General features: G+C 64.4%; 22 protein-coding genes. 13 read left to right on the top strand and 9 right to left on the bottom strand.

Annotated features, from left to right (window positions below):
- The first annotated feature begins 31 nt into the window (after positions 1-31).
- Complete coding sequence (locus DY467_RS01660) at positions 32-1,150, top strand: glycosyltransferase family 4 protein (protein WP_164633775.1); 1,119 nt, start codon at positions 32-34, stop codon at positions 1,148-1,150.
- On the opposite strand, the gene DY467_RS01655 is transcribed toward DY467_RS01660, so the two are convergent.
- A complete protein-coding gene (locus DY467_RS01655; protein WP_164633774.1) occupies positions 1,084-2,361 on the bottom strand; it encodes an OpgC domain-containing protein in 1,278 nt (425 codons plus the stop codon). The two genes, DY467_RS01660 and DY467_RS01655, sit on opposite strands and share 67 nt — an antisense overlap.
- 115 nt (positions 2,362-2,476) lie before the next feature.
- On the opposite strand from DY467_RS01655, the gene DY467_RS26670 reads away from it, so the two are divergent.
- The 6 genes from DY467_RS26670 to DY467_RS01630 all read left to right on the top strand — a co-directional run bounded on the left by DY467_RS26670 (position 2,477) and on the right by DY467_RS01630 (position 8,823).
- Positions 2,477-2,608 (top strand): hypothetical protein, encoded by a 132-nt coding sequence (locus DY467_RS26670; RefSeq protein WP_283811771.1) that lies wholly within the window; start codon positions 2,477-2,479, stop codon positions 2,606-2,608.
- The gene (locus DY467_RS01650; RefSeq protein ID WP_107344521.1) at positions 2,605-2,910 is read left to right on the top strand and encodes an ETC complex I subunit; all 306 of its coding nucleotides are present in this window, start codon (positions 2,605-2,607) and stop codon (positions 2,908-2,910) included. Before DY467_RS26670 ends, DY467_RS01650 begins: the two co-directional genes overlap by 4 nt.
- Before the next feature lie 197 nt (positions 2,911-3,107).
- Entirely contained in the window at positions 3,108-4,712 is a 1,605-nt protein-coding gene (locus DY467_RS01645; protein ID WP_164633773.1) for a carboxyl transferase domain-containing protein, read from the top strand.
- A 16-nt stretch (positions 4,713-4,728) separates the two neighbouring features.
- A complete protein-coding gene (locus tag DY467_RS01640; RefSeq protein WP_164633772.1) occupies positions 4,729-6,741 on the top strand; it encodes an acetyl/propionyl/methylcrotonyl-CoA carboxylase subunit alpha in 2,013 nt (670 codons plus the stop codon).
- Between the two features lie 118 nt (positions 6,742-6,859).
- Positions 6,860-7,774, top strand: a complete 915-nt coding sequence (locus tag DY467_RS01635; RefSeq protein WP_164633771.1) for a hydroxymethylglutaryl-CoA lyase — start codon at positions 6,860-6,862, stop codon at positions 7,772-7,774.
- 191 nt (positions 7,775-7,965) lie between these two features.
- The gene (locus DY467_RS01630) at positions 7,966-8,823 is read left to right on the top strand and encodes a hypothetical protein (protein WP_164633770.1); all 858 of its coding nucleotides are present in this window, start codon (positions 7,966-7,968) and stop codon (positions 8,821-8,823) included.
- Positions 8,824-8,930: 107 nt separating this feature from the next.
- Here the strand turns inward: DY467_RS01630 and DY467_RS01625 are convergent, their stop codons facing one another.
- From DY467_RS01625 to dctP, 3 genes are read right to left on the bottom strand one after another with little or no spacing between them, the layout of a single operon-like run.
- Positions 8,931-10,289, bottom strand: a complete 1,359-nt coding sequence (locus DY467_RS01625; RefSeq protein WP_164633769.1) for a TRAP transporter large permease — start codon at positions 10,287-10,289, stop codon at positions 8,931-8,933.
- Positions 10,286-10,837 (bottom strand): TRAP transporter small permease, encoded by a 552-nt coding sequence (locus tag DY467_RS01620; protein ID WP_164633768.1) that lies wholly within the window; start codon positions 10,835-10,837, stop codon positions 10,286-10,288. Before DY467_RS01620 ends, DY467_RS01625 begins: the two co-directional genes overlap by 4 nt.
- On the bottom strand, positions 10,834-11,853 hold the full coding sequence (gene dctP, locus DY467_RS01615; protein WP_164633767.1) for a TRAP transporter substrate-binding protein DctP: 1,020 nt from the start codon (positions 11,851-11,853) through the stop codon (positions 10,834-10,836). The genes DY467_RS01620 and dctP overlap by 4 nt, the downstream gene beginning before the upstream one ends.
- A gap of 266 nt (positions 11,854-12,119) precedes the next feature.
- Between dctP and DY467_RS01610 the strand changes: the two genes are divergently transcribed.
- On the top strand, positions 12,120-12,359 hold the full coding sequence (locus tag DY467_RS01610) for a pentapeptide MXKDX repeat protein (protein ID WP_164633766.1): 240 nt from the start codon (positions 12,120-12,122) through the stop codon (positions 12,357-12,359).
- A 43-nt stretch (positions 12,360-12,402) separates the two neighbouring features.
- Here the strand turns inward: DY467_RS01610 and DY467_RS01605 are convergent, their stop codons facing one another.
- The gene (locus DY467_RS01605; protein WP_164633765.1) at positions 12,403-12,750 is read right to left on the bottom strand and encodes a GrlR family regulatory protein; all 348 of its coding nucleotides are present in this window, start codon (positions 12,748-12,750) and stop codon (positions 12,403-12,405) included.
- A gap of 197 nt (positions 12,751-12,947) precedes the next feature.
- Here DY467_RS01605 and DY467_RS01600 point away from each other — a divergent pair, with 197 nt between their 5' ends.
- A complete protein-coding gene (locus DY467_RS01600; RefSeq protein WP_164633764.1) occupies positions 12,948-15,941 on the top strand; it encodes an outer membrane protein in 2,994 nt (997 codons plus the stop codon).
- A 214-nt stretch (positions 15,942-16,155) separates the two neighbouring features.
- Complete coding sequence (locus DY467_RS01595; protein WP_164633856.1) at positions 16,156-16,563, top strand: FKBP-type peptidyl-prolyl cis-trans isomerase; 408 nt, start codon at positions 16,156-16,158, stop codon at positions 16,561-16,563.
- 48 nt (positions 16,564-16,611) lie between these two features.
- On the opposite strand, the gene DY467_RS01590 is transcribed toward DY467_RS01595, so the two are convergent.
- Positions 16,612-16,953 (bottom strand): hypothetical protein, encoded by a 342-nt coding sequence (locus tag DY467_RS01590; protein ID WP_107346591.1) that lies wholly within the window; start codon positions 16,951-16,953, stop codon positions 16,612-16,614.
- Positions 16,954-17,173: 220 nt separating this feature from the next.
- Here DY467_RS01590 and DY467_RS01585 point away from each other — a divergent pair, with 220 nt between their 5' ends.
- Both DY467_RS01585 and DY467_RS01580 read left to right on the top strand, forming a co-directional pair.
- Positions 17,174-17,980, top strand: coding sequence for a threonine/serine exporter family protein (locus DY467_RS01585; RefSeq protein ID WP_107344533.1), 807 nt, complete (start codon positions 17,174-17,176; stop codon positions 17,978-17,980).
- Positions 17,977-18,456 carry a threonine/serine exporter family protein gene (locus tag DY467_RS01580; RefSeq protein WP_012496005.1) on the top strand — a complete coding sequence of 160 codons (480 nt, stop codon included), beginning with the start codon at positions 17,977-17,979 and terminating at the stop codon, positions 18,454-18,456. The genes DY467_RS01585 and DY467_RS01580 overlap by 4 nt, the downstream gene beginning before the upstream one ends.
- Here the strand turns inward: DY467_RS01580 and DY467_RS01575 are convergent, their stop codons facing one another.
- A complete protein-coding gene (locus DY467_RS01575) occupies positions 18,457-18,810 on the bottom strand; it encodes a hypothetical protein (RefSeq protein WP_164633763.1) in 354 nt (117 codons plus the stop codon).
- A gap of 241 nt (positions 18,811-19,051) precedes the next feature.
- Between DY467_RS01575 and DY467_RS01570 the strand changes: the two genes are divergently transcribed.
- Entirely contained in the window at positions 19,052-19,498 is a 447-nt protein-coding gene (locus DY467_RS01570) for a translation initiation factor 2 (RefSeq protein WP_164633762.1), read from the top strand.
- Between the two features lie 111 nt (positions 19,499-19,609).
- Here the strand turns inward: DY467_RS01570 and DY467_RS01565 are convergent, their stop codons facing one another.
- On the bottom strand, positions 19,610-20,503 hold the full coding sequence (locus DY467_RS01565; protein WP_164633761.1) for a hypothetical protein: 894 nt from the start codon (positions 20,501-20,503) through the stop codon (positions 19,610-19,612).
- A gap of 294 nt (positions 20,504-20,797) precedes the next feature.
- Positions 20,798-21,466 carry a hypothetical protein gene (locus DY467_RS01560; protein WP_164633760.1) on the bottom strand — a complete coding sequence of 223 codons (669 nt, stop codon included), beginning with the start codon at positions 21,464-21,466 and terminating at the stop codon, positions 20,798-20,800.
- Between the last annotated feature and the right edge of the window lie 68 nt (positions 21,467-21,534).

The following is a 21,534-nucleotide window of genomic DNA, read 5'->3' as shown; positions in this document are numbered from 1 at the left end:
CCGTATCTGAGGCTGCTGCGGAGCTTGGCCGATGAAGATCGCGCTGGCGATCGTGTCGCTGTTCCCGAGCGGCGGGCTGCAGCGGGACTGCATGGGCATCGCCCGGCGGCTGATGGCGCGCGGCCACGACGTCACCATTCTGGCCTCGCGGCTGCAGGGTGAGCTGCCGACCGACCTGAGTATCGAGCTGCTGCCGGTCAGCGCCTGGAGCAATCACGGCCGCGACCAGCGCTTTGCCGAAGCGGCGGCGCAGCGCAAATCCGAGTTCGACCGGCTCGCCGGCTTCGGCAAGCTGATCGATCTCGACGTGCTGTACTGCGCCGACGGCTGTGACAAGGCGCGGCCGGCGCGGTGGTCCGATCGCTTCACCGCGCGGCGCCGGATCAAGCTTGAGCTGGAGACGGCGAGTTTCGCACCCGGCCGGCCGACGCAGTGTTTGTTGCTGAGCCAGAACCAGCTCGACAGTTTCCAACTCGCCTGGGGCACCGAGCCGGAGCGGCTGGCGTTGATGCCGCCGACGATCGATCCCGGCCGCCGGCATCCGGAGTTTCGCACCGACGGCACCCGCGAGCGCATCCGCGGCGAGCTCGGTGTGGTCGGCGATCCCGTGGTCTGGCTCGCGGTGGCAGCGCATCCGCTGACCAAGGGGCTCGACCGCGCGGTGGCGGCGCTGGCGGCATTTCCGGAGGCGCGGCTGGTGGTGGCGGGGGTTGCCGACGACAGCAAGCAGGGGCGGCTGATGCGCCGGCTCGCCGGCGATGCGAAGGTGTCTGACCGGATCAGCTTGCTCGGGATGCGCCGCGACATTCCCGAATTGATGGCGGGGGCCGATGTTCTGATCCATCCGGCGCGGGTCGACACCACCGGCACCGCGATCCTGGAGGCGGTGGTCAACGGCCTGCCGGTGATCACCACCGCGGTGTGCGGCTATGCGCGCCATGTTGCGGCGGCCGATGCCGGCGTGGTGCTGCCGGAGCCGTTCGGTCCCGGCAATCTGATCGAGGCGCTGCGTCAGGCGTCGGCGCCTGGGTGCCGCGCGTCATGGAGCGAGAACGGCGCCAGCTACGGCGCCAGCCACGATCTCTATTCCGGGCTCGACCGCGCCGCCGCGATCATCGCCGGCGAGACGGCAGGCACGCCGCTGTCCTGAAGCTGCGACCGCGCCGGCTGCGGCTCGGCACCTGAGGCTGCGACCGGAGCAGCAACGGGAGCTGCTTGAGTGGCGGGCTTGGCGGCGGGGCGGGCGGGTTTGTCCTGCTGCTTCGACCAGGAGATGTAGTAGGCGACCAGCGTCATCAGAGCGATGCCGATCACGCTGACCAGGATCTGCGCCAGCAGCGAGCCGGAGCTCATGGTCAACTCGAAATGCGCCACGAACGACAGGAACACGCCGACGCAGAACACGGCGAGCGACTGCTGACCGCATTTGATCAAGGGATCGAAGCCGCGCCATTCCAGCCCCTTCCAGTCCTTCGGCACGAACCGGATCACCAGCACCACGATCACCGCGAAATGCAGGAAGCGGTACGGGGCGAGGTTGGTTTTGTCGTTGGGATTGAAGGCGTCGTACAGCCAGCGCGGGAACAGGTCGCCGAACTCCTGGAAGCGGCCGGCCATCGTCATCACCAGCGCGAACACCAGATAAGCCAGGCAGAACCAAAGCATGCCGCGCGAGTCGATGATCGAGCGCGACCGCACCGTGCCGCCGAGCGCGCACCACGCGCCGAACACGAACAGCAGCTGCCAGCAGAACGGATTGAAGTACCAGGTGCCTTCCGGAAACGCTTGCAGATTCCATTCGAAGTAGCGCGCGGCGAAATACAGCACGAACGAGCCGATCATCACCGCGTCCGGCCGGCGCAGCATCAGCCACAGCACCGGCGGGAACAGCCCCATCAGCACGATGTACAGCGGCAGCACGTCGAGATTGACCGGCTTGAACTTCAGCAGCAGGCCTTGTCGCAGCGTCTCGATCGGATTGGCGACGAGGCCGGCGACGTTGAACTCGTTGATGATCTCGGGATCGGAAAAGCGCTGCGCGACGTAGCCGATCGCCACGATATAGATCACGAACAGCACGATGTGCGCGACGTAGAGCTGCCACACTCGCTTGGTCAGCCGGGTGCCGCCGACGATGAAGCCGCGCTCCAGCATCATCTTGGCGTAGACGAACGAGGCGGTGTAGCCGGAGATGAAGACGAACAGATCGGCGGCGTCGCTGAATCCCCAGTTCCGGGTTGTGATCCAGTTCACCACGTTGTTCGGGATGTGATCCAGGTAGATCGCCCAGTTGGCGACGCCGCGGAACAGGTCGAGCCGCAGATCGCGCCCTTTGCTGGGCAGAATGGCCTGAATTTCCATGGAGCCGATCGTCCGTGTTGTTGCGAAGGTCGCCCGCCGGGCCCCACGATTGTCACGGTGCCGGGGACGGAATATAGGAAATCAGGAAACGAAACCGCAGGCGACGGAATCACAAGTGGCCGGGACCAACCTCAAAACTTTACGTGATCCCGACCTGATCCGTTACGCGGCGGAACAATACACCAAGATCGCCGCTTCCACCAAACCGGCGCAGCGCCGCACCCCGACAGGCTCGACCCTTCCATGACCGCACGGATCTACAAGCCCGCCAAGAACGCGATGCAATCCGGGACCGCCAAGACCCGGGAATGGCAGCTCGATTACGAGCCCGAGAAACCGCGCATGATCGAGCCGCTGATGGGCTGGACCTCGTCGTCCGATATGCAGCAGCAGGTGAGCCTGCGCTTCCACACCCGCGACGAGGCGGTGGCCTATTGCGAGCGGGAAGGCATCCCGTATCAGGTGATCGAGCCGAAGGAGCCGGCGCGCCGCCGCGCGGCCTACGCCGACAATTTTGCCTTCCGCCGTCCCGAGCCCTGGACCCACTGATCCGGCATCCGCCGTGGCTCCGTGAGGTGCTGCGGCGGCCTCGACGACCGCTCGGCGCAAGCCTGAGGCTGCGCCGAACGGCTATGCGCGTCCTGCGCTGCGCCGGGTCAGGTTAGGGTTGCGCCTGGCGGCCTGGCGATGACACGATGTCTTCAACGCTTCGGTCCCGAAGCGAGTCAGAACCTGCCGGAAACGCCATGTCGCTGCACTCCAAGATCGATCCCGGTTCGGCCGATTTCGCGCGCAATGCCGATGCGATGCGGACACTGGTCGCCGAATTGAACGACAAGCTGGCGGCGGTCGCTGCCGGTGGCGGCGAGGCGGCCCGCGCCAAACATACCGCGCGCGGCAAGCTGCTGCCGCGCGAGCGCGTCGACCTGCTGCTCGATCCCGGCACCGCGTTTCTCGAACTGTCGCCGCTCGCCGCCAACGGCCTCTACGGTGGTGACGTGCATTCGGCCTCGATCGTCACCGGCATCGGCCGCGTGATGGGGCGCGAATGCATGATCGTTGCCAACGATGCGACGGTGAAGGGCGGCACCTATTACCCGATGACGGTGAAGAAGCATCTGCGCGCGCAGGACATCGCGCGGCAGAACAATCTGCCGTGCATCTACATGGTGGATTCCGGCGGCGCCTTCCTGCCGCAGCAGGACGAGGTGTTTCCCGACGAGCGGCACTTCGGCCGGATCTTCTTCAACCAGGCCAATATGTCGGCTGCAGGCATTCCGCAGATCGCGGTGGTGATGGGCTCATGCACCGCGGGCGGCGCCTATGTGCCGGCGATGTCGGACGAGAGCATCATCGTCCGTAATCAAGGCACCATCTTTCTTGGCGGCCCGCCGCTGGTGAAGGCCGCGACCGGCGAAGTGGTGTCGGCCGAAGAACTCGGCGGCGCCGACGTGCACTCGCGGCAATCCGGCGTCACCGATCACTACGCGCAGAACGACGCTCATGCGATCGGCATCGCCCGCAAGATCGTCAGCACCCTGAAGCCGCCGCAGCGGCCGCCGCTGAACATGCGCACCCCGTGCGAGCCGCTGTATCCTGCCGAGCAGCTCTACGGCATCGTGCCGGCGGAGAGCCGCAAGCCGTTCGACGTGCGCGACATCATCGCCCGGATCGTCGACGGCTCGGAGTTCGACGAATTCAAGAAGCTGTACGGCCAGACGCTGGTGTGCGGCTTCGCGCATATCTGGGGCTTTCCGGTCGGCATCATCGCCAACAACGGCATCCTGTTCAGCGAAAGCTCGCTGAAGGGCGCGCACTTCATCGAGCTGTGCTGCCAGCGCGGCATTCCGCTGGTGTTCCTGCAGAACATCACCGGCTTCATGGTCGGCAAGAAGTACGAAGCCGGCGGCATCGCCCGCGACGGCGCCAAGCTGGTGACCGCGGTCGCCACCGCCAATGTGCCGAAATTCACCGTGGTGATCGGCGGCTCCTACGGCGCCGGCAATTACGGAATGTGCGGCCGCGCGTACTCGCCGCGCTTTCTGTGGATGTGGCCGAACGCGCGCATCTCGGTGATGGGCGGCGAGCAAGCCGCGATGGTGCTGAGCCAGCTCCGCCGCGACAACATCGAGGCCAAAGGTGGCGCGTGGAGCACGGAGGAGGAGGAGGAATTCCGCTCGCCGATCCGCGCGCAATACGAGACGCAAGGCAGTCCGTACTACGCGACCGCGCGGCTGTGGGACGACGGCGTGATCGATCCCGCCGATACCCGCCTGGTGCTCGGGCTCGGGCTTTCAGCCTCCAGCAATGCGCCGATCGAGCCGACCAAGTTCGGCCTGTTCCGGATGTGATGATCAGGATCTGATGATGACCAGCACCGCACTGTATCGTCGCTTCCGCACGCTCCTGATCGCCAACCGCGGCGAGATCGCCTGCCGCGTCATCCGCACCGCGCGTGCGATGGGCCTGCGCACCGTCGCGGTGTATTCCGAGGCCGACGCCGGCGCCCAGCACGTCGCCGAGGCCGACGAGGCCGTGCTGCTCGGCCCGGCGCGAGCCCGCGACAGCTATCTCAACATCGAACGCATCATCCAGGCTGCCAAGCAGACCGGTGCCGAGGCGGTGCATCCCGGCTACGGCTTCCTGTCCGAGAGTGCCGAGTTCGCGCAGGCCTGCGCGGATGCTGGTCTCGTATTCGTCGGGCCGACGCCCCAGATGATCACCGCGATGGGCTCGAAATCGGGCTCCAAGGCGCTGATGGAAAAGGCCGGCGTGCCGCTGGTGCCGGGCTATCACGGCGCGGCGCAGGACGAAGCGACGCTCGCCGCGGCCGCGGACAAGATCGGCTTTCCGGTGCTGGTGAAGGCTTCGGCCGGCGGCGGCGGCCGCGGCATGCGGGTGGTGCGCAAAGCCGACGAATTGTCCGCCGCGATCGTCAGCGCCAAGCGCGAGGCCAAGGCGGCGTTCGGCGACGATACGCTGCTGATCGAGCGCTATGTCGACAATCCGCGCCATATCGAGGTGCAGATCGTCGGCGACAGCCACGGCAATCTGGTGTCGCTGTTCGAGCGCGAATGCACGCTGCAGCGCCGCCACCAGAAGGTGATCGAGGAGGCGCCGTCGCCGACGCTCGACGCCGCACAGCGCGAGACGGTGTGTGCCGCGGCGCGGCGCGCGGCAGGCGCGGTGAACTACGTCGGCGCCGGCACCATCGAGTTCGTCTCCGACGGCAAGGACGTGTTCTTCATCGAGATGAACACCCGCCTGCAGGTCGAGCATCCGGTGACCGAACTGATCAGCGGTGTCGACCTGGTCGAATGGCAGCTTCGCGTCGCATTCGGCGAAGCGCTGCCGCTGACACAGGACCAATTGAAGCTGAACGGCCACGCCATCGAGGCGCGGGTTTATGCCGAGAACCCGGCGAAGAATTTCATGCCATCGGTCGGTAAGATCACCACCTGGCGTACGCCGGCGGAGGTCGATGGCCTGCGGATCGATGCCGGCTATCGCGGCGGCGACAGCGTATCGCCGTACTATGATGCGATGCTCGCCAAGGTGATCGCCTGGGCGCCGACCCGTCAGGCGGCGATCGACCGGCTCGACCGCGGGCTCAACGAGACCGACGTCCGCGGCGTCGTCACCAACATTCCGTTCCTGTCGGCGTTGATCACGCATCCCGAGGTGCGCGCCAACGCGATCGACACCGGCTTCATCGAGCGCCATCTCGCAGCGCTCACCGCGGCCCCGAACGCGCTCGGCGATCTCGAACTCGCCGCCGCGGTCGCGTCGATCCTGCGCGGCGAGGATGAAGCCGCCAAAGCTGAGGGTGCGTCGCCGTGGCGGACATCCGGCTGGATGCCGGTCGGCCGGCGCAAGCGCGCGTTCCTGTTCCGCCGCGGGCAGGGGCATGAGCACACCGAGCACAAGATCGAACTCACCTATGGCGGCGGCAGGTCGGCGCTGAACATCGCGGGCCGCGAGCTTGCCTTCGCCTGGACCGCTGCCGGCGACGGCATCGATGTGGCCCTCGGCGAAACGCGCTCGCGCGTGCAGGCGGTGGTCGATGGTGCCGAGCTGTACGTGCGGACGCGCCATGGCCGGTTCGAGCTACACCTAGTCGATCCGTTCGGCGGCGAGAGCGAGGAGCAGACCGGCGAAGACAAGATCGTCGCGCCGCTGCCCGGCACCGTGGTGGCGCTGCTTGCGGAGGCCGGTGCCAAGCTCGACAAGGGTGCGCCGATCCTCACGCTCGAAGTGATGAAGATGGAGCAGACCCTGCGCGCGCCGTTCGCCGGCAGGCTGACGGCGGTGAAATGCAAGGTCGGCGACATCGTTCAGGAAGGCGCCGAGCTCGCGGAAGTCGAGGCCGAGGAAGAATAGTTCATTCTCCGTCATGCCCGGCCTTGTGCCGGGCATCCACGCCTTCTTGCGGCGCGATGCCGAAGGCGTGGATGGCCGGGACGAGCCCGGCCATGACGAACGACTTTGGGGTTCGTCCATGACCGACACCATCCGCATCGTCGAAGTCGGCCCGCGCGACGGGTTGCAGAACGAGAAGACGCCGGTCAGCGTCGCCGACCGCATCGCCTTCGTCGAGGCGCTGGTGGCGGCGGGGTTGTCGACCGTCGAGGTCGGCGCGTTCGTGTCGCCGAAGGCGATCCCGCAGATGGTCGGCTCCGACGAGGTGCTACGCGCATCGCTGAAGCTGCCGGGCGAATTCCACGTGCTGGTGCCGAACGAGAAGGGCTACGAGGCCGCCCGCGCCGTCGGTGCGCAGGTCGTCGCGGTGTTCGCCTCGGCCTCCGAAGGATTCTCGCGCGCCAACATCAATTGCTCGGTGGCGGAGTCGATCGAGCGGTTCAGGCCGGTGCTGACGCGCGCGCAGGCCGACGGCGTCAAGGTCCGCGGCTACATCTCCTGCGTGCTCGGTTGTCCGTTCGACGGCAACGTGCCGGTGCAGGCGGTGGTCGATGCCGCGACCACGCTGTGGGACCTCGGCTGTTACGAGATCTCGCTCGGCGACACCATCGGCGTCGGCACGCCGAAGAAAGTTCGCGAGCTGCTGCGCGCCTGTGCCGAGGCGATCCCGATGCAGTCGCTCGCCATGCACTTCCACGACACCTACGGCCAGGCGCTCGCCAATCTCTATGCCGGGCTGGAAGAGGGCGCCCGCGTGATCGACAGCGCCGCCGGCGGCCTCGGCGGCTGCCCCTATGCGCCGGGCGCGACCGGCAACGTCGCGACCGAGGATGTGCTGTACATGCTGGAAGGCATGGGCGTGCCGATGGGCGTCGACATGGACAGGCTGATCGCCGCGACCAACAGCGTCGCCGCACTGCTCGGCCGCCCGCCGGTCAGCCGCGTCGTCAATGCGCTGAATGCGAAGAACAAGCGGGTGCGTTCAGCGTCCTAGGTCGCGCGGCCCCAGGCCAATCTAGAACAATTCTTAGGCAAGCCGGGTCGCGTCGAGCCGTTCGAAAACGGCGGCATTAATTCATTCTTAACAATGCGCGCCTGAAGATACCCATATCATTTGATACTCGAATTTGGCGAGTCGACCCCGTTTCATCTACCGGGTCAGCGGCGCGGCCAGGGAGGCCCATCATGACGACGATCGCTCCCACGCTTCCGGATCTATCGGCGATCAAGTCCGTGATCGGCGTGCAGAACGCCACCAGTGATAGCGTGATCTCCGGGCTCAGCAGCGGGAGCTTTGCGGCTCCGAGCGCAGCGGCGTCTTCGCGGTCCGGCCCCGCGACGATTGTGGATCTGTCAGACAACGCCAAGGCAATGCTGGCGAGGAACGCGTCCGATCAGGTCGCGGCCAAGAAGCTCGCGGCCCAGGTCGATGCCTTCAGGTCCAGCAACAAGGGCTCAGCTCAGTCGGACAAAGCGTCGTCCAATAACAAATCGATCTTCGATCAGATCCACGATCTCGGAAACGGGCTGAAAGGTTCGAAGGACCAAACCAGTGCGGGGGACAGTGTGCTGTCGGGCACGCCGCTCTGGCAGCAACAGGGCAACGCGGACAACATCGCCATCCTGGAAGCCGGCGCCAAGCTCTACAACAATGCGCAAGCGATGCAGGATCTGGCCAAGAACGGCGGCCAGTTCGCGAGCTCGACCGAAGGCCAGGTGGTGTCCGACGACGTCATGTTCGTCTTTGCAACGCACTCGGCCATCGCCAGTCACATCACCGCGCTTCAGGACAAGGGCATGACCGAGCAGGCGCAGTCGCTCAGCGACGCGCTGCAGAACGGCACGCTCAAATTCCAGAAGGCGTCCGACGTGCCTGACCTCAACATGCAGTCGTGGGCGGTTCATTTTGCCGACGCCGGTGGCGGCGGGACGATGGGGTCGACCAGCGTGAAGCCGACCGGTGATACCAAGGCGGCGATCGATGGCGGCAAAGCGCTGGCTCTAAGCATGGGTAATCGCGGCGACTTCTACGTCACGTGGTAACAACCGATAGGGTGGGGTAGCGTCGTCGGCGCGTAACCCACCATCTTGTTTCTGATACGGCGAGGGCGGTGGATTGCGGCGCGAGTGCGCCTGATCCACCCTCCGATCTATCTGAGGCTCTCCGGCCCCATCACCAGATCCGGCAGCCAGGTCGAGATCCCGGGCACCAGGCACAGCAGCAGCACCGCGAACATCATCAGCAGCACGAATGGCAGCGTGCCCCAGATCACCTCGGACAGCGGGATGTCGGGGGCGACGTTGCGGATGACGAAGATGTTGAGGCCGACCGGTGGATGGATCAGGCCCATCTCCATCACGATGGTCATCACCACGCCGAACCAGATGATGTCGAAGCCGGCGGCGCGCAGCGGCGGCAGGATGATCGGCGCCGTCATCAGGATGATCGACACCGGCGGCAGGAAGAAGCCGAGCACCACCACCAGCGCCAGGATCGCCACCAGCAGCCCCCAGCGCGGCAGCTGCATCGCCACGATGGCTTCGGCGGCCGACTGCGAGATGTGCAGATAGCTCATCACGTAGGAGTACAGCAGCGACATGCCGATGATCATCATCAGCATGGTCGACTCGCGCACGGTGGAGGTCATGATCGGCGACAGGTCGGAAGGCTTCCACACCCCATAGATCAACGCGATCAGCAGCAGCGCCAGCAGGCCGCCGAGACCGGCGGTTTCCGACGGTGTCGCGTAGCCGCCGTACAGCGCGATCATCACGCCGGTGAGCAGGATGACGAACGGCAGCACCCGCGGCAGCGCGCCGAAGCGCTGCGCCATGGTGTAAGTCTCGCGGGTGAGGATCGGCGAGGTCTGGCCGGTCTGGTCGTACAGCTCCTTGGCGAGCGCGTATTCGCGGCGGAAGCGAACCACCGCGTAGAGGCCGAACAGCAGCACCAGCAGCAGGCCGGGGCCGATGCCGGCGAGGAACAGCCGGCCGAGCGACTTCTCGGCCGCGACCGCGAACAGGATCATGGTGATCGACGGCGGCAGCAGGATGCCGAGCGTGCCGCCCGCCGCAATGATCCCGGCCGCGAAGCCGCCGGAATAACCGCGCTTGCGCATCTCGGGGATGCCGGCCGAGCCGATCGCCGAGCAGGTCGCCGGCGATGAGCCCGCCATCGCGGCAAACAGCGCGCAGGCAAAAACGTTGGCGACGCCGAGCCCGCCGGGCACGCGATGTAGCCAGGCGTGCAGGGCGGAGTACAAATCCTGGCCGGCGCGCGATTTGCCGATTGCCGCGCCCTTCAGGATGAACAGCGGGATCGACAGCAGCGTGATCGACGCCATTTCCTCGTAGACGTTCTGCGTCACCGTATCGAGCGAGGCGTGCGGCATGTAGATCGCCATGAACACCAGCGCGACGGCGCCGAGCGCAAATGCGATCGGCATGCCGGAGAACATCGCCGCCAGCGTGGCGAGACCGTAGCTGATACCAATACCAAGGACTGTCACGCGCGTTTCGTCCTGCCGAATGAGTTCACGATCTGCACCGCGATCTGCAGGCACAGCAGCGTCATGCCGGCGGCCATCAGCGCGTAGGGGATGGCGAGCGGCGGCGACCAGATCGAATTCGAGACCTGGCCATCGACATAGGCCTCGTGCGTCAGCGTCCAGGATTTCCAGGCGAAGAAGCCGCAGAAGGCGAGGCTGGCGATGTCGACCAGCAACAGCCGGATGCGGTTCACAGCCGGCGGCAGCAGGCCGGTGAACGCCTCGATGCCGATATGGCCGCGCTGGCTTTGCACGAACGCTGCTGTCAGGAAGGTGGCCCCGACCAACAGGAACACCGCGGCCTCGTCCTGCCAGTAGGTCGCGCTGTGAAACAGGCTACGCACCGCCACGCTGTAGCTGAGGATGCCGCAGGCGACCACCAGTGCGATTGCTGCGAGCACCAAGATCGCGCGGTTCACCAGCGCCAGCACATGGCCGAGCGGGCCGCCGGTCTCGCGCTGAGCGGCGCTGGTCGGATCCGGCTGGCCCGGCACGGGTCCGTGCATCATGCCGCGTCGGTCGCGAGCTTGAGCAGGTTGGCGCAGGTCGCGGTTTTCTTGCCGTAGTCCTTCCACGCGGTGTCGCGCGCGATCGCGGCCCACTTCTCGACCGTGGCGGCGTCGAGCTTGTCGACCTTGGCGCCGGCCTTCTCATACACCTTGGCGACTTCGATATCGTCGGCCTGCGCGCCTTGCTTGCCGAACGCTTCGAGCTCGGCGCCGACCGATAGGATGATGTCCTGATGGTTCTTCGGCAGCTTGTCGAAGATCGCCTTCGACATCATCAGCGGCTCGAGCATGAACCAATACGACGCGTCGGCGCCCGAGGTCAGATGCTTGGCGACTTCTTCGAGCCGGAACGAGATCAGGCTGGTGGACGAGGTGATGCCGGCATCGCAGGCGCCGGTCTGCATCGCGGCGTAGATTTCGTTGGAAGGCACCGACAGCACCGCGGCGCCGGCCTGCTGCAACACCATGTCCATCTCGCGCGAGCCGCCGCGAACCTTGAGGCCCTTGGCATCGTCGGGCGACAGCAGCGCCTTGGAGCGGCTGGCGACGCCGCCGGCCTGCCACACCCAGGTGACCAGCACGATGCCCTTGTCGGCGAGGAAATCGGTCAACGCCTTGCCGACCGGCTTGGTCTTCCACGACAGGCCTTGCTCATAAGTCGAGACCAGTCCCGGCATCAGGCCGATATTGGTCTCCGGGACTTCGCCGCCGGCATAGGGCATCGGATACAGCGACAGGTCGAGCGCGCCTTTGCGCATCGCCGAGAACTGCGCGTTGGTCTTGATCAGCGATGAGCCGGGATAGACTTCGCCAACCAGTTCGCCGCCGGAGCGCTTGCTGATTTCCTCGGCGAACTTGCGGCACAGCCGGTCGCGGAAGTCGCCTTTGTCGATGGTGCCGCCGGGAAACTGATGCGAGATCTTCAGCGTCGTTGCCGCCTGCGCCGAGCCGATCCCGAATTTCAGGACGGCGGGCGCTGCCAGTGCGGAGACGAGGAGGTGGCGGCGTGACAGCATCGTTCTCTCCCGATCATTTTCTGTTGTCTGAATCGCTAAAGCATTGCTCGCCGAGCGGTCAAGGCGAGAGGCGGCGATCGGGCCGATTGCGACCGGTTTTGTTAGTTGCAGTGCGGTGCGGGAGTTGTTGCGGTGCCGAACCACCGTCGTCCGGATAGCTGCGATCGAGAATTATTTCGGCGCGGCGTAACAAGCCGGGTTCCCGATCCGTCGAGCAAGAGGGCGGCAGTCGCCGCACCGATCGATTTCGACAAGGATCACATCACATGACCCGCACCCGCATCGCTCTCGCCCTGATGGTCGCCGCGTTTTCCTCCAGCCTGGCGATGGCGCCGGCCGCCTACGCAATGGACAAGATGGAGAAGAAGGACGGCATGGCTCACGACTCCATGGCCAAGGACTCGATGAGCAAGGACGGCATGAAGAAAGACACGATGGCGAAGGACGGCATGAAGAAGGATGCCATGTCCAAAGACGGCATGTCCAAGGACCAGATGAAGAAGTAGTTCGCATCGCCCGTGACAAGGGCGACGAACGTTCGTCGTCCGGTTAGTCCGTCACCAGCAGCCGCAGCGTGGCGCGAAAGCTGACGCTGCGGCTGCCGATCAGCGACGTGCCGAACACCTCGGACTCATCATCAACGAAGCTGCCGGAGAACCCGGTCGTCACGTCGTGTCCGGAGAATAGCGGTCGCCCCGGCGTCTCGCTGTAAGGTGTGTGCTGCCGTGTCAGCAGCTCGCCTTTCCAGCGGCCGTCGGCGACGGTGTAGTGCCCGGTGCTGAAGAAATAAGGATCGCCGCCGAGTAGCCGGCCATCGCGCAGCAGGATCACGCCGTTCGAACGGGCGCGGATGCCGTCGAGCATCCGGATGTGAATTGAGTACATCCCGTTCCGCATCGTGCTGCCCCGTACCTTTCCTAAGTGTACTGAGATCGGCTGCGCTCACAACCTTCGCTGAGTTTTGCGCGTCAGCGTACGGCTGCGGAACCTTGTTGTGTTCTGCTCAGTCACCATGCGCGCGTGACTGTAGAGTTCCCTCACAGAATCATGTTTGCCCTGGATTGGGTGGTGCGCTTTTCGAGCGAGGGGGCAGGATGAAGCAGGTTCCAGCGTGGCTGAGTGTGTGGTCGATTGTGGTCGTTGGATGCGGCGGCGCGCACGCTGCCGATCTGCCGGCTGCTCCGTTTCCGTCATCAGCAGTTGCAGTCACGAACTGGACCGGCTTCTACGTCGGCACCCACGTCGGCGCCGCCGCGTCGGATAGCGCGTGGAACAGCATCTCGGGCGGCGGTGCCGCGCTGGCCGCAGAGGCCTTCTACGGCCATGGCGTGAGCGGCAATGCGATCGCTGGCATTCAGGGCGGCTACAACGCGCAGTTCGGCAATTACGTGCTCGGCATCGAAGGCGACGCCAGCTTCGGTTCCATCAACGGCCTGGCGCGATGCCTGCGCGGCACCTATGCCTGCACCAGCCGGATTGATGAGCTGTGGACGCTGGCCGCGCGCTTCGGCTACGCCGCAGGCGATTTATTGTTCTATGGCAAGGCCGGCGCCGCTTGGGCCGATGTCAATCGCCGGATGGTCAGCGGCAACTTCGTCAATGTGCTTGAAGCGTCCGAGACGCGCACCGGCTGGCTGCTCGGCGCCGGCGTCGAATATGCCTTCCTGCCGGGCCTGTCGGGCAAGATCGAGTACAACTACGCAGATTTCGGCAATCGCTCACTGACGATGGCCGATCAGTTCGGCGACGTATCGAACGTGTCGATCGGCCAGACCGCGCACTTGGTGAAGGTCGGTCTCAACTACCGGCTCGGCGCAGCCTCGGTCAGCGCGGCGCCGCTCCCGGGAGTTCCGCTGCCGCAGTGGAGCTGGACCGGGATCTATCTCGGCGTCCATGCCGGCGGAGGTTTCGGTAGCACCGACTGGGAGTCGGCGACCGGCGCGCTGCTCGCCGCGTCGACGTCGGGCGGGTTCCCCGGGCGTGGCGATAGTTCCGGTCTGTTCGGCGGCGGTCAGATCGGCGCGAACTATCAATTCGGCCGCTGGGTCGCCGGCGTTGAAGCGTCCGCCGCGGCAGCAGATATCGGCGGCTATGCCAAATGCGCCACCGACATCGGGACACGGAGAAATTTCACCTGCCACAACGAGCTGTCGTCGCTCGGCACGATCACCGGTCGGCTTGGCCAGACCTGGGGCAATCTGTTGATCTACGGCAAGGCCGGCGCAGCGTGGGCAACCGGCAGCAGCGACGTGCAGCGCGCAGGCAGCGCCAGCCGCTTCACCGAAAGCGGCACGCGCTGGGGCTGGGTCACCGGCACCGGCCTGGAATACGCGCTAAGCCCGAACCTGTCGGCCTTCGTGGAATACAACCACGTCGATTTCGGCACCAAAGACACCGCTTACGTCGATCAATTCGGCAATGCCTCCGAGGTCGGCTTCAAGCAGAAGCTCGATCTGGTCAAGGCTGGTCTCAACTATCGGCTCGGCTCGGGCGCACCGACGCTCAGTGCGGGCGGCGACGTGCCGCTGTTCGTGAAGGCCGCCGCTCTGCCGCTCGGCTGGCAGATCGAGGCCGGCACCCGGTATTGGGGCAGCTCGGGGCGGATGCAGAAGGATCTGAACGACAATGTACAGCCGAGCCGGTTGAATTCGCGGCTGATCTACGGCGATCAGACCGGACACTCGCTCGAAGCCTTCGTCCGCGTCGATCACGCTTCGGGGCTGTTCGCCAAGGCCAATCTCGGTCTCGGCCATCTCGTGAGCGGTCAGCTCAACGACGAAGACTTCCCGAGCGAAGTGAATTACTCGAACACGATCTCGGAGATGCGCGACGGTCGCATGGCCTTCGGCAGCGCCGACATCGGCTACAATTTCATCAACGATGGCGGCCGTAAGCTTGGCGGCTTCGTCGGTTATCGTTCGTTCTACCAGACCGGCAACGGCTTCGGCTGTCGGCAGATCGCGACCGACTTCGACACCTGTGGGGTTCCGTTTCCCACCAACTTCGTCGGTCTCAGCGAGACCGAGTCCTGGCGCGGCGTCGCGCTCGGCCTCAACGTTCGCGCGCCGCTGACCGAACGGCTGCGGCTGGAGGTGGATGCGGCCTATCTGCCGTATGTCAATCGCGCCGGCTTCGACAATCATTGGTTCCGCGCCGACATCAATCCGCAGTCGGAGGTCGGCCACGGCTGGGGCACGCAATTCGAAGCGATCCTGTCCTACGCCGTCACCGATCGTTTCAGCGTCGGCGTCGGCGGCCGCTATTGGTACTTCGCGACCGACACCGCTAGCACGATCTTCCCGAGAGAAGCGACGACGTCGCCGATGCAGTTCTACGCCGAGCGCTACGGCGGCTTCGTGCAGACCTCTTATAAGTTCGGCGACGTCGAGACGGCAGAGACTTCGGCGCACGGCATCGCCAAGGCGCCTCCGCGGATCGCGTCCGTCAATTGGACCGGGCTCTATGTCGGCGCCAGCGTCGGCGCGGGCTGGGGCCGCACCACCTATGCGGACCCGTTCCCGACTCCGACGACGGGTGATCGGGTCGACCTCGGCGGCGCGCTGCTCGGCGGCCAGATCGGCGCGAACTACCAGTTCGGGCATCTCGTCGCTGGTGTCGAAGCCTCGGCCAATTGGGCGAATATCCGCGGCACCAACACCTGCTTCGGCGCGTATCCCAATCCTGTGGTGGCCGGCTTCGACTGCGGCAGCAAGATCGACGCGATCGGCGCGTTGACGGCGCGGGGCGGTTACGCGATCGATCGCACACTGCTCTACGTCAAGGGCGGCGCGGCGTGGGATCGCCAGCAGGATCAGTTCAACACCGTCGGTGTCGGCGGCACGACGCTGGCGAACACCAGCACCAATTGGGGCTGGACCATCGGCGGCGGTCTCGAATACGCGCTGGCGCCGTCGTGGTCGATGGCGCTCGAATACAAGTACTTCGACTTCGGGGCATCTCCGGTGTTCGCGACGTCGGTGACGCCGGCTTTGGATGGCGTCAATCTGGCGCCGCAGAGCAACAGGCTGCAGACGGTGTCGCTCGGGGTGAACTACAAGTTCGGGCCGTCATTGTTCGCGGGGGACTGAGCCGTCGGATCGAGGCCCGGCCTGGTGCCGGGCCGCGACGGCTGGGGTGACGGGGCGGGGCGGCCGGCAGGCGGCCGCGCCTGGCTTGGTTGTCGGATCGGCCCCAAGCGGCTACAACCGGGCCTCACCGCGACCGACGTCGATCTTCCCAAAGGACAATCCGATGCGTTTCGCTTTTCCCGCCGGCGCTGTGCTGGCTTTGGCCGTCGTTGCGATGTCTCCCGCCGCGGCCCTGATGTCGAGCACCCCCGCCATGTCCGAATCCGTCAAAGCCGTCACCACGCCGTCGGGCCTCCAGATCGTCGACACCCAGGTCGGCACCGGCGCGTCGCCGGCGCGCGGCCAGATCTGCGTGATGCACTACACCGGCTGGCTGTACGAGAACGGCGCCAAGACCCGCAAATTCGATTCTTCGGTCGACCGCAACGAGCCGTTCGAGTTTCCGATCGGCATGGGCCGGGTGATCAAGGGCTGGGACGAAGGTGTTGCCAGCATGAAGGTCGGCGGCAAGCGCACGCTGATCATTCCGCCGGAGCTCGGCTATGGCGCGCGCGGCGCCGGCGGCGTGATCCCGCCGAACGCGACCCTGATCTTCGATGTGGAATTGCTCGGCCTCAAGTAAGGCCGATGATGCGATGGCCCGGCCTGCGCCGGGCCGTCTTTGCCGCGGTTACTGCCGGCCGCAATAGGCCAGGATGCTGCTGGCGCCCATGCCGCAGGTCGCGGTCAGCTTGCCGCTTGCAAGCTTGAGCGTGTCGGCGAAGCGGGCCTTGGTGCCGCTGACGCAGAACGCCGACAGCAGGGTGTCGTCGTCTTCGCAAGAGATCGGGCAGCCGTCGGACGGGCAGGAGGTCGAAGTCAGCGTCTTGATTGGGCTGACCGGGACCGCAGCGGCACTGGCCGCCGCCTGTTCGGTCGCCTCGTTCGGGTTGGGCTCTGCCTTGAAATTGCGGACGCCGAACACCACCACAGCGGCGGCGATGCAGGCGACGATCAATGTCGGTAACTTCATCTTCAACCCCATTCCTCGAATAAGCAGCGGCCGAGACCGCGATGAGCATAGACCTGCATTGCGGAATTGGAAGCGTTCAACGCCAACGGCGTTAACCCGTCACTGATCAAGCGCAAATGGTAATATGCGACCGCGATTAGTTAAGCGGTTAGTATCCATGTAGCGCAGCTGTCCGACCAATCCTGCTTTCGCCCCACTTCAATCTGTATAGCCACCGACCATGACGATGATTCAGCCAGATCCAGCAGACCTCGAACCGATCCATCCGTATTCGCTGGCGCGGATCTCACACGTCGCGCTGCAGGCCGGCGCGGTGCTGGCGCAGAGCGGGGCGTCGGTGCGCGTGGTGCACGAGGGCGCGCGGATGGTCGCGGAGGCGCTCGGCGTCGAGGTGCTGGGGATGCGCTCCGGCTACGCCTCGTTCGAGATCACGCTGGCGCGCGGCCATCACAGCTTCACGCGCATGATCCAGATCGGTCCGCACGGCGTGAACCATCGGCTCGACTTTGCGGTGCGCGAGCTGCTCAAGCGCGCCTCGCGCGGCGACATGACGCCGGACGCGATCGAGGCCGAGCTGAAGCGGCTGCAGAGCGAGACGCCGCGGCATCCGCCGTGGCTGGTGGCGATCGCCACCGGCGCCGCCTGCGCGGCGTTCGGCCGGCTGCTCGGCTCGGACTGGCTGTCGTTCGGGCCGGTGCTGGCGGCAGCCAGCATCGGGCAGGGCGTTCGTCATTTGCTGCTCGGCCGCCGCTTCAACGTGTTCGTGGTCGCGGCGATCGTCGGCTGCATCTCGGCGGCGCTCGGCGGTCTCGGCGCGCGGCTGATCGGCAGCTCGACCACCGAGCTGGCGATGATGGCGTCGATCCTGCTGCTGGTGCCGGGCGTGCCGTCCACCAACGCGCAGACCGACGTGATGGACGGCTATCCGACCATGGGCAGCGCCCGCGCCGTCACCGTGATCATGATCATGGTGTTCGCCGTCACCGGGCTGTGGCTCGCCGAATTCGTGCTGAGGATTCACACATGAGCGCGACCTGGATCGCGATGCTGCCGTATCTGGCGCATCAGGCGGCGTTCGGCGCGCTGGCCGCGGCCGGCTTCGGCGTGCTGTTCAATTTCGGCTGGCGCACGCTGGCCTGGTGTGCGGTCGCCGGGGCGCTGGCGCTGGCGGTCCGCACCGTGGTGCAGCAGACCGGCGGCAGCCTGGAGGCCGCCACCTTCGCGGCGGCGTTCGTCACCTCGTTCACCGCGATCCTGGCGCTGCGCTGGCTCGGCCCGGCCTGCAACGCGGTGGCGCTGGCCGGCTGCATTCCGATGGTGCCGGGCGCGTTCTTCGGCCAGGCGATGCTCGGCTATATGGCGGTTGCCGCCGATACCACCGGCTCCTCGACCGCGCAGATCGTCGCGGCCTCGCAGGCGTTCGTGCGGGTGCTGTCGATCGTCGGCGCGATCGGGGCGGGGCTGGCGATCCCGGCGTATCTGTTGAAGAGCCGGCAGTTCTGATCAGCGCCCGGTGCCGGGCCAGGCCACCGAGCGCGCCACGCCGCTCGCCAGTCGCCCGGCGTTACGGCCCTCGATGATGCTGCCGTCGTGGCTGCTGGCCTGGATCAGCGACACCCGGCCGCCGGGATCGATGCGGAATTTGCGGCGGTCCCGGTAGCCGGTCCCGTCGAGCAGCCCGTAATCGGTCGTCAGCCACACCGTGGAGGTGGTCGCCGCGCCATCGGTCCATACCGGATCGCTGATCTCGTCGACCTTGAAGGCCCAGAACTTGTAGAGGTGCGACTGGCCGAACGAGCGGACCCGGACGATCTCCGCTTTCAGATGCAGAATGGCTCGGGCTTGGGACTGGTCCACGCGATCTCGAATGCTTGGCGGTCGCCAGATCGGTACCCGATTCGGCCGCCGCGCCGCTGCCGCGTCGTGGGCGCAGGATCATCGGCGAACCGGACCGCCGCCGGGCGCCGACCGCGCGGCATGGGGACATTCTGCAGATAGGTTTGTCCCTGCGTCTCAGTTGCGGCTTTGGCGGCCCGCCGCGGCTTGAAATCCCCCTCGAACACGGTGCTCTGGAAGCGTCGGTATCAGAGGGATTGCGATGCGGTCATTGGGAGGCGCGGTGCTGGCCGCGTTGTTGCTGTCGGGATGTGCGTCGGTGACGCGCGGCACCACGGAGAACATTTCGATCGCGACCACGCCGTCGGGCGCCAAGGCCGATGTGTCCGGCACCGAGGCGCCGTTTTCCTGCGTCACGCCGTGCGTGGTCGAGGTCAACCGCAACGCCGACATCACCGTCAGCCTGAGCAAGGAAGGCTTTGAACCGCAGATCATCCCGCTGACCCGCGAAGTCTCCGGCAGCGGCGGCGCCGGCTTTGCCGGCAACCTGCTGCTCGGCGGCGTCGTCGGCATGGGCGTCGACGCCGCCACCGGCGCCGCGATGGACCACAAGCCCAACCCGGTCGTGGTGACGCTGCAGCCGGTTGCGCCACCGCCGCGGGCACCGGTCGTCCGGCATCATCGCAAGCCGCGGGTGCCGGTGAGCTGATAGACGCTGAGTTGTTTGGGCATCGAAGTGCCCCTCTGATCAGGCCTACATTGACAGGTCGAGCCTAGCAAAGAAAGATCATTGCAGGTCTTTTAGGTAACTGATGCACGTCTAGGCTGATGCGTTCTTCAGTGCGTTTTGCAGGTAAACGTCATTTAGGAGAACATTTCTCGCTTCCGCTTCTGAGCCTAAAAGATTCGCGTCGTGTAAGAGCGCGATTACTCGTTCAATGATTAGTTGTTGATCTGAGGGTAATTGAGTTAGGATTTCCTGCGCAATTTCTTCATTAATTCTAATCGCTGGGTTCAGTTTCGACCAATAGCGAACTATTTCTCGAAGCTGCTCAAATTGTCCGGTGCTTAGCCATGCGGTGCGCTGGAAAAGAGTCTCATCATAGAATTTCTCTTTATAAGCTTGAGGATTTGCGACGTGTTCTTCGATGTCCGGAGTGCCAACTCGAGAGTAGAGGTTTCCAACTAGCCAGCCGATCTTCGCTGCGAAGATATGATCCATCTGGCCGATCTTTGCCGAAAGGCACGCCTCGTAGTGTTCTGCGCTTCGAAGTGCGACGGAGAGGGGTAGGAAGGCGCAAATATCCTCGTCTAGGAGCGGATGGCAGTCCTTCTTGAGCAGAAAGAAGCCGTCTACCGTATTGTGCAGCAAGCGCTCAAGAAATTCTCTGGCGACGGTCTCCCTCTCCTTTTTGCAGAGCATAATTGGAAAAGAGTACGTGAATTTGTGTCGCTCCAGAAATCGATCCACCACAATCGATACGGGCCTAACTGCAGCTAGAGTAATGTATCGGCTCTTCGGCTGGCGCCCAGACCGGCGAACAAGATCGCAAGACTGAGTTAGTACTAAAAAATGCGAATAATCGCTGGAGTCTGCATAGTACTGGTGTGCATCCCCCAATGCGGCGCGCAATCGCTCGTTCCGTACTAGGAGGTCTCCTTGCAGGAGGCTCTGCCGATCCATGGAGGCGCTGTCGCAAAAAATAAAGTCCATGATAGGGTCAGGATGATGGAGAGCGGCGTCCGATCATTGCGCTCGAAGTGGTGCTCTCTCTCTTTGTTTCGCCTCTTAACCGCTTATTGAGTTCGATAAGATTGTACCCGCTCGGGATGCGCCGCTTCTTGGTGGGTAACGATCGAGCGGAATCTGCAGGATGTTCTTCATCGGTCTCGTAATCGGCGCCCTTTGTTGCACTGCTTTCCAAGATTGTGTTGTGCGGCTTGTATTTCACCGTCTCCATAGAGGGGGTAGATGTAATTCGGATAGTTATGCGCCGAAATGACATTGCTAGTTTTCTCCTCCCGTTTCCTGTTTTGGAAAATCGTGGCCACGATCTTCAATGTCGTGTTCGCCGTATAGGGATCCGATTGTTTCGATTGCTTGTTGGTATGTGCGTTCAATGACGTTTGGCAAAAGTGCCCTGATGGTGTCTGCTTTGTTCGCTTCGTGGTGAAAATTTAGGTCGAACAGGATTTTCTCACTGCTTATCTGCCGTCGCAGATTTAGCTTCACATTCTCACCTAATTCGATGCGGCTAATGAGTACTTGTTCGATAACTCGGTATGCCGTTTCAATGTTCTCTCTTGTCTTGAATTTATCGAGTAGTTGCGGCTGAGGATTAGAGACAGAAAAGATGTGGTTCACGCCAAGGCCCGTGACCGGTGTGTGTGGTAGTAGTTCTAGAATTTTGGCGCACATTGCTTCCAATTCGTTGCAACGCTTTGGATCAAAGGTGTTCACGAAAAGATCGATGCGCGACCGAGATGCGGCAATTCCTAAATCGTTAATATATATTATCGGTGTTGGTCGGTCAGGTACTCCGACCTCCATGAAAGCGAACTCCTCACCTTCTTTCTTATCCAGAAGATAGCGAGCAATCCACGGCGGCTGGAGAATGGCTGGATTCCATACGCCCGTTATGACCAGCAAGGGCCGAGTGATGTCGTGTTGAAGCATTTGCCCTGCGGAGAAGTGATCAGGTTGCCATTTTCATAGCCGATGAGGCTATTTTGTCCAAGTCTACC

It is taken from the genome of Rhodopseudomonas sp. BR0G17, assembly GCF_010907025.1.
GTDB lineage: Bacteria > Pseudomonadota > Alphaproteobacteria > Rhizobiales > Xanthobacteraceae > Rhodopseudomonas > Rhodopseudomonas palustris_H.
This window is presented reverse-complemented; position numbering and strand designations above follow the sequence as displayed.

Coding starts and splice junctions, on each gene's coding strand:
- DY467_RS01660 (WP_164633775.1), top strand. CDS start 32: ATGAAGATCGCGCTGGCGATCGTGTCGCTGTTCCCGAGCGGCGGGCTG.
- DY467_RS01655 (WP_164633774.1), bottom strand. CDS start 2,361: ATGGAAATTCAGGCCATTCTGCCCAGCAAAGGGCGCGATCTGCGGCTC.
- DY467_RS01650 (WP_107344521.1), top strand. CDS start 2,605: ATGACCGCACGGATCTACAAGCCCGCCAAGAACGCGATGCAATCCGGG.
- DY467_RS01645 (WP_164633773.1), top strand. CDS start 3,108: ATGTCGCTGCACTCCAAGATCGATCCCGGTTCGGCCGATTTCGCGCGC.
- DY467_RS01640 (WP_164633772.1), top strand. CDS start 4,729: ATGACCAGCACCGCACTGTATCGTCGCTTCCGCACGCTCCTGATCGCC.
- DY467_RS01635 (WP_164633771.1), top strand. CDS start 6,860: ATGACCGACACCATCCGCATCGTCGAAGTCGGCCCGCGCGACGGGTTG.
- DY467_RS01630 (WP_164633770.1), top strand. CDS start 7,966: ATGACGACGATCGCTCCCACGCTTCCGGATCTATCGGCGATCAAGTCC.
- DY467_RS01620 (WP_164633768.1), bottom strand. CDS start 10,837: ATGATGCACGGACCCGTGCCGGGCCAGCCGGATCCGACCAGCGCCGCT.
- dctP (WP_164633767.1), bottom strand. CDS start 11,853: ATGCTGTCACGCCGCCACCTCCTCGTCTCCGCACTGGCAGCGCCCGCC.
- DY467_RS01610 (WP_164633766.1), top strand. CDS start 12,120: ATGACCCGCACCCGCATCGCTCTCGCCCTGATGGTCGCCGCGTTTTCC.
- DY467_RS01605 (WP_164633765.1), bottom strand. CDS start 12,750: ATGCGGAACGGGATGTACTCAATTCACATCCGGATGCTCGACGGCATC.
- DY467_RS01600 (WP_164633764.1), top strand. CDS start 12,948: ATGAAGCAGGTTCCAGCGTGGCTGAGTGTGTGGTCGATTGTGGTCGTT.
- DY467_RS01595 (WP_164633856.1), top strand. CDS start 16,156: ATGTCTCCCGCCGCGGCCCTGATGTCGAGCACCCCCGCCATGTCCGAA.
- DY467_RS01590 (WP_107346591.1), bottom strand. CDS start 16,953: ATGAAGTTACCGACATTGATCGTCGCCTGCATCGCCGCCGCTGTGGTG.
- DY467_RS01585 (WP_107344533.1), top strand. CDS start 17,174: ATGACGATGATTCAGCCAGATCCAGCAGACCTCGAACCGATCCATCCG.
- DY467_RS01580 (WP_012496005.1), top strand. CDS start 17,977: ATGAGCGCGACCTGGATCGCGATGCTGCCGTATCTGGCGCATCAGGCG.
- DY467_RS01570 (WP_164633762.1), top strand. CDS start 19,052: ATGCGGTCATTGGGAGGCGCGGTGCTGGCCGCGTTGTTGCTGTCGGGA.
- DY467_RS01565 (WP_164633761.1), bottom strand. CDS start 20,503: ATGGACTTTATTTTTTGCGACAGCGCCTCCATGGATCGGCAGAGCCTC.
- DY467_RS01560 (WP_164633760.1), bottom strand. CDS start 21,466: ATGCTTCAACACGACATCACTCGGCCCTTGCTGGTCATAACGGGCGTA.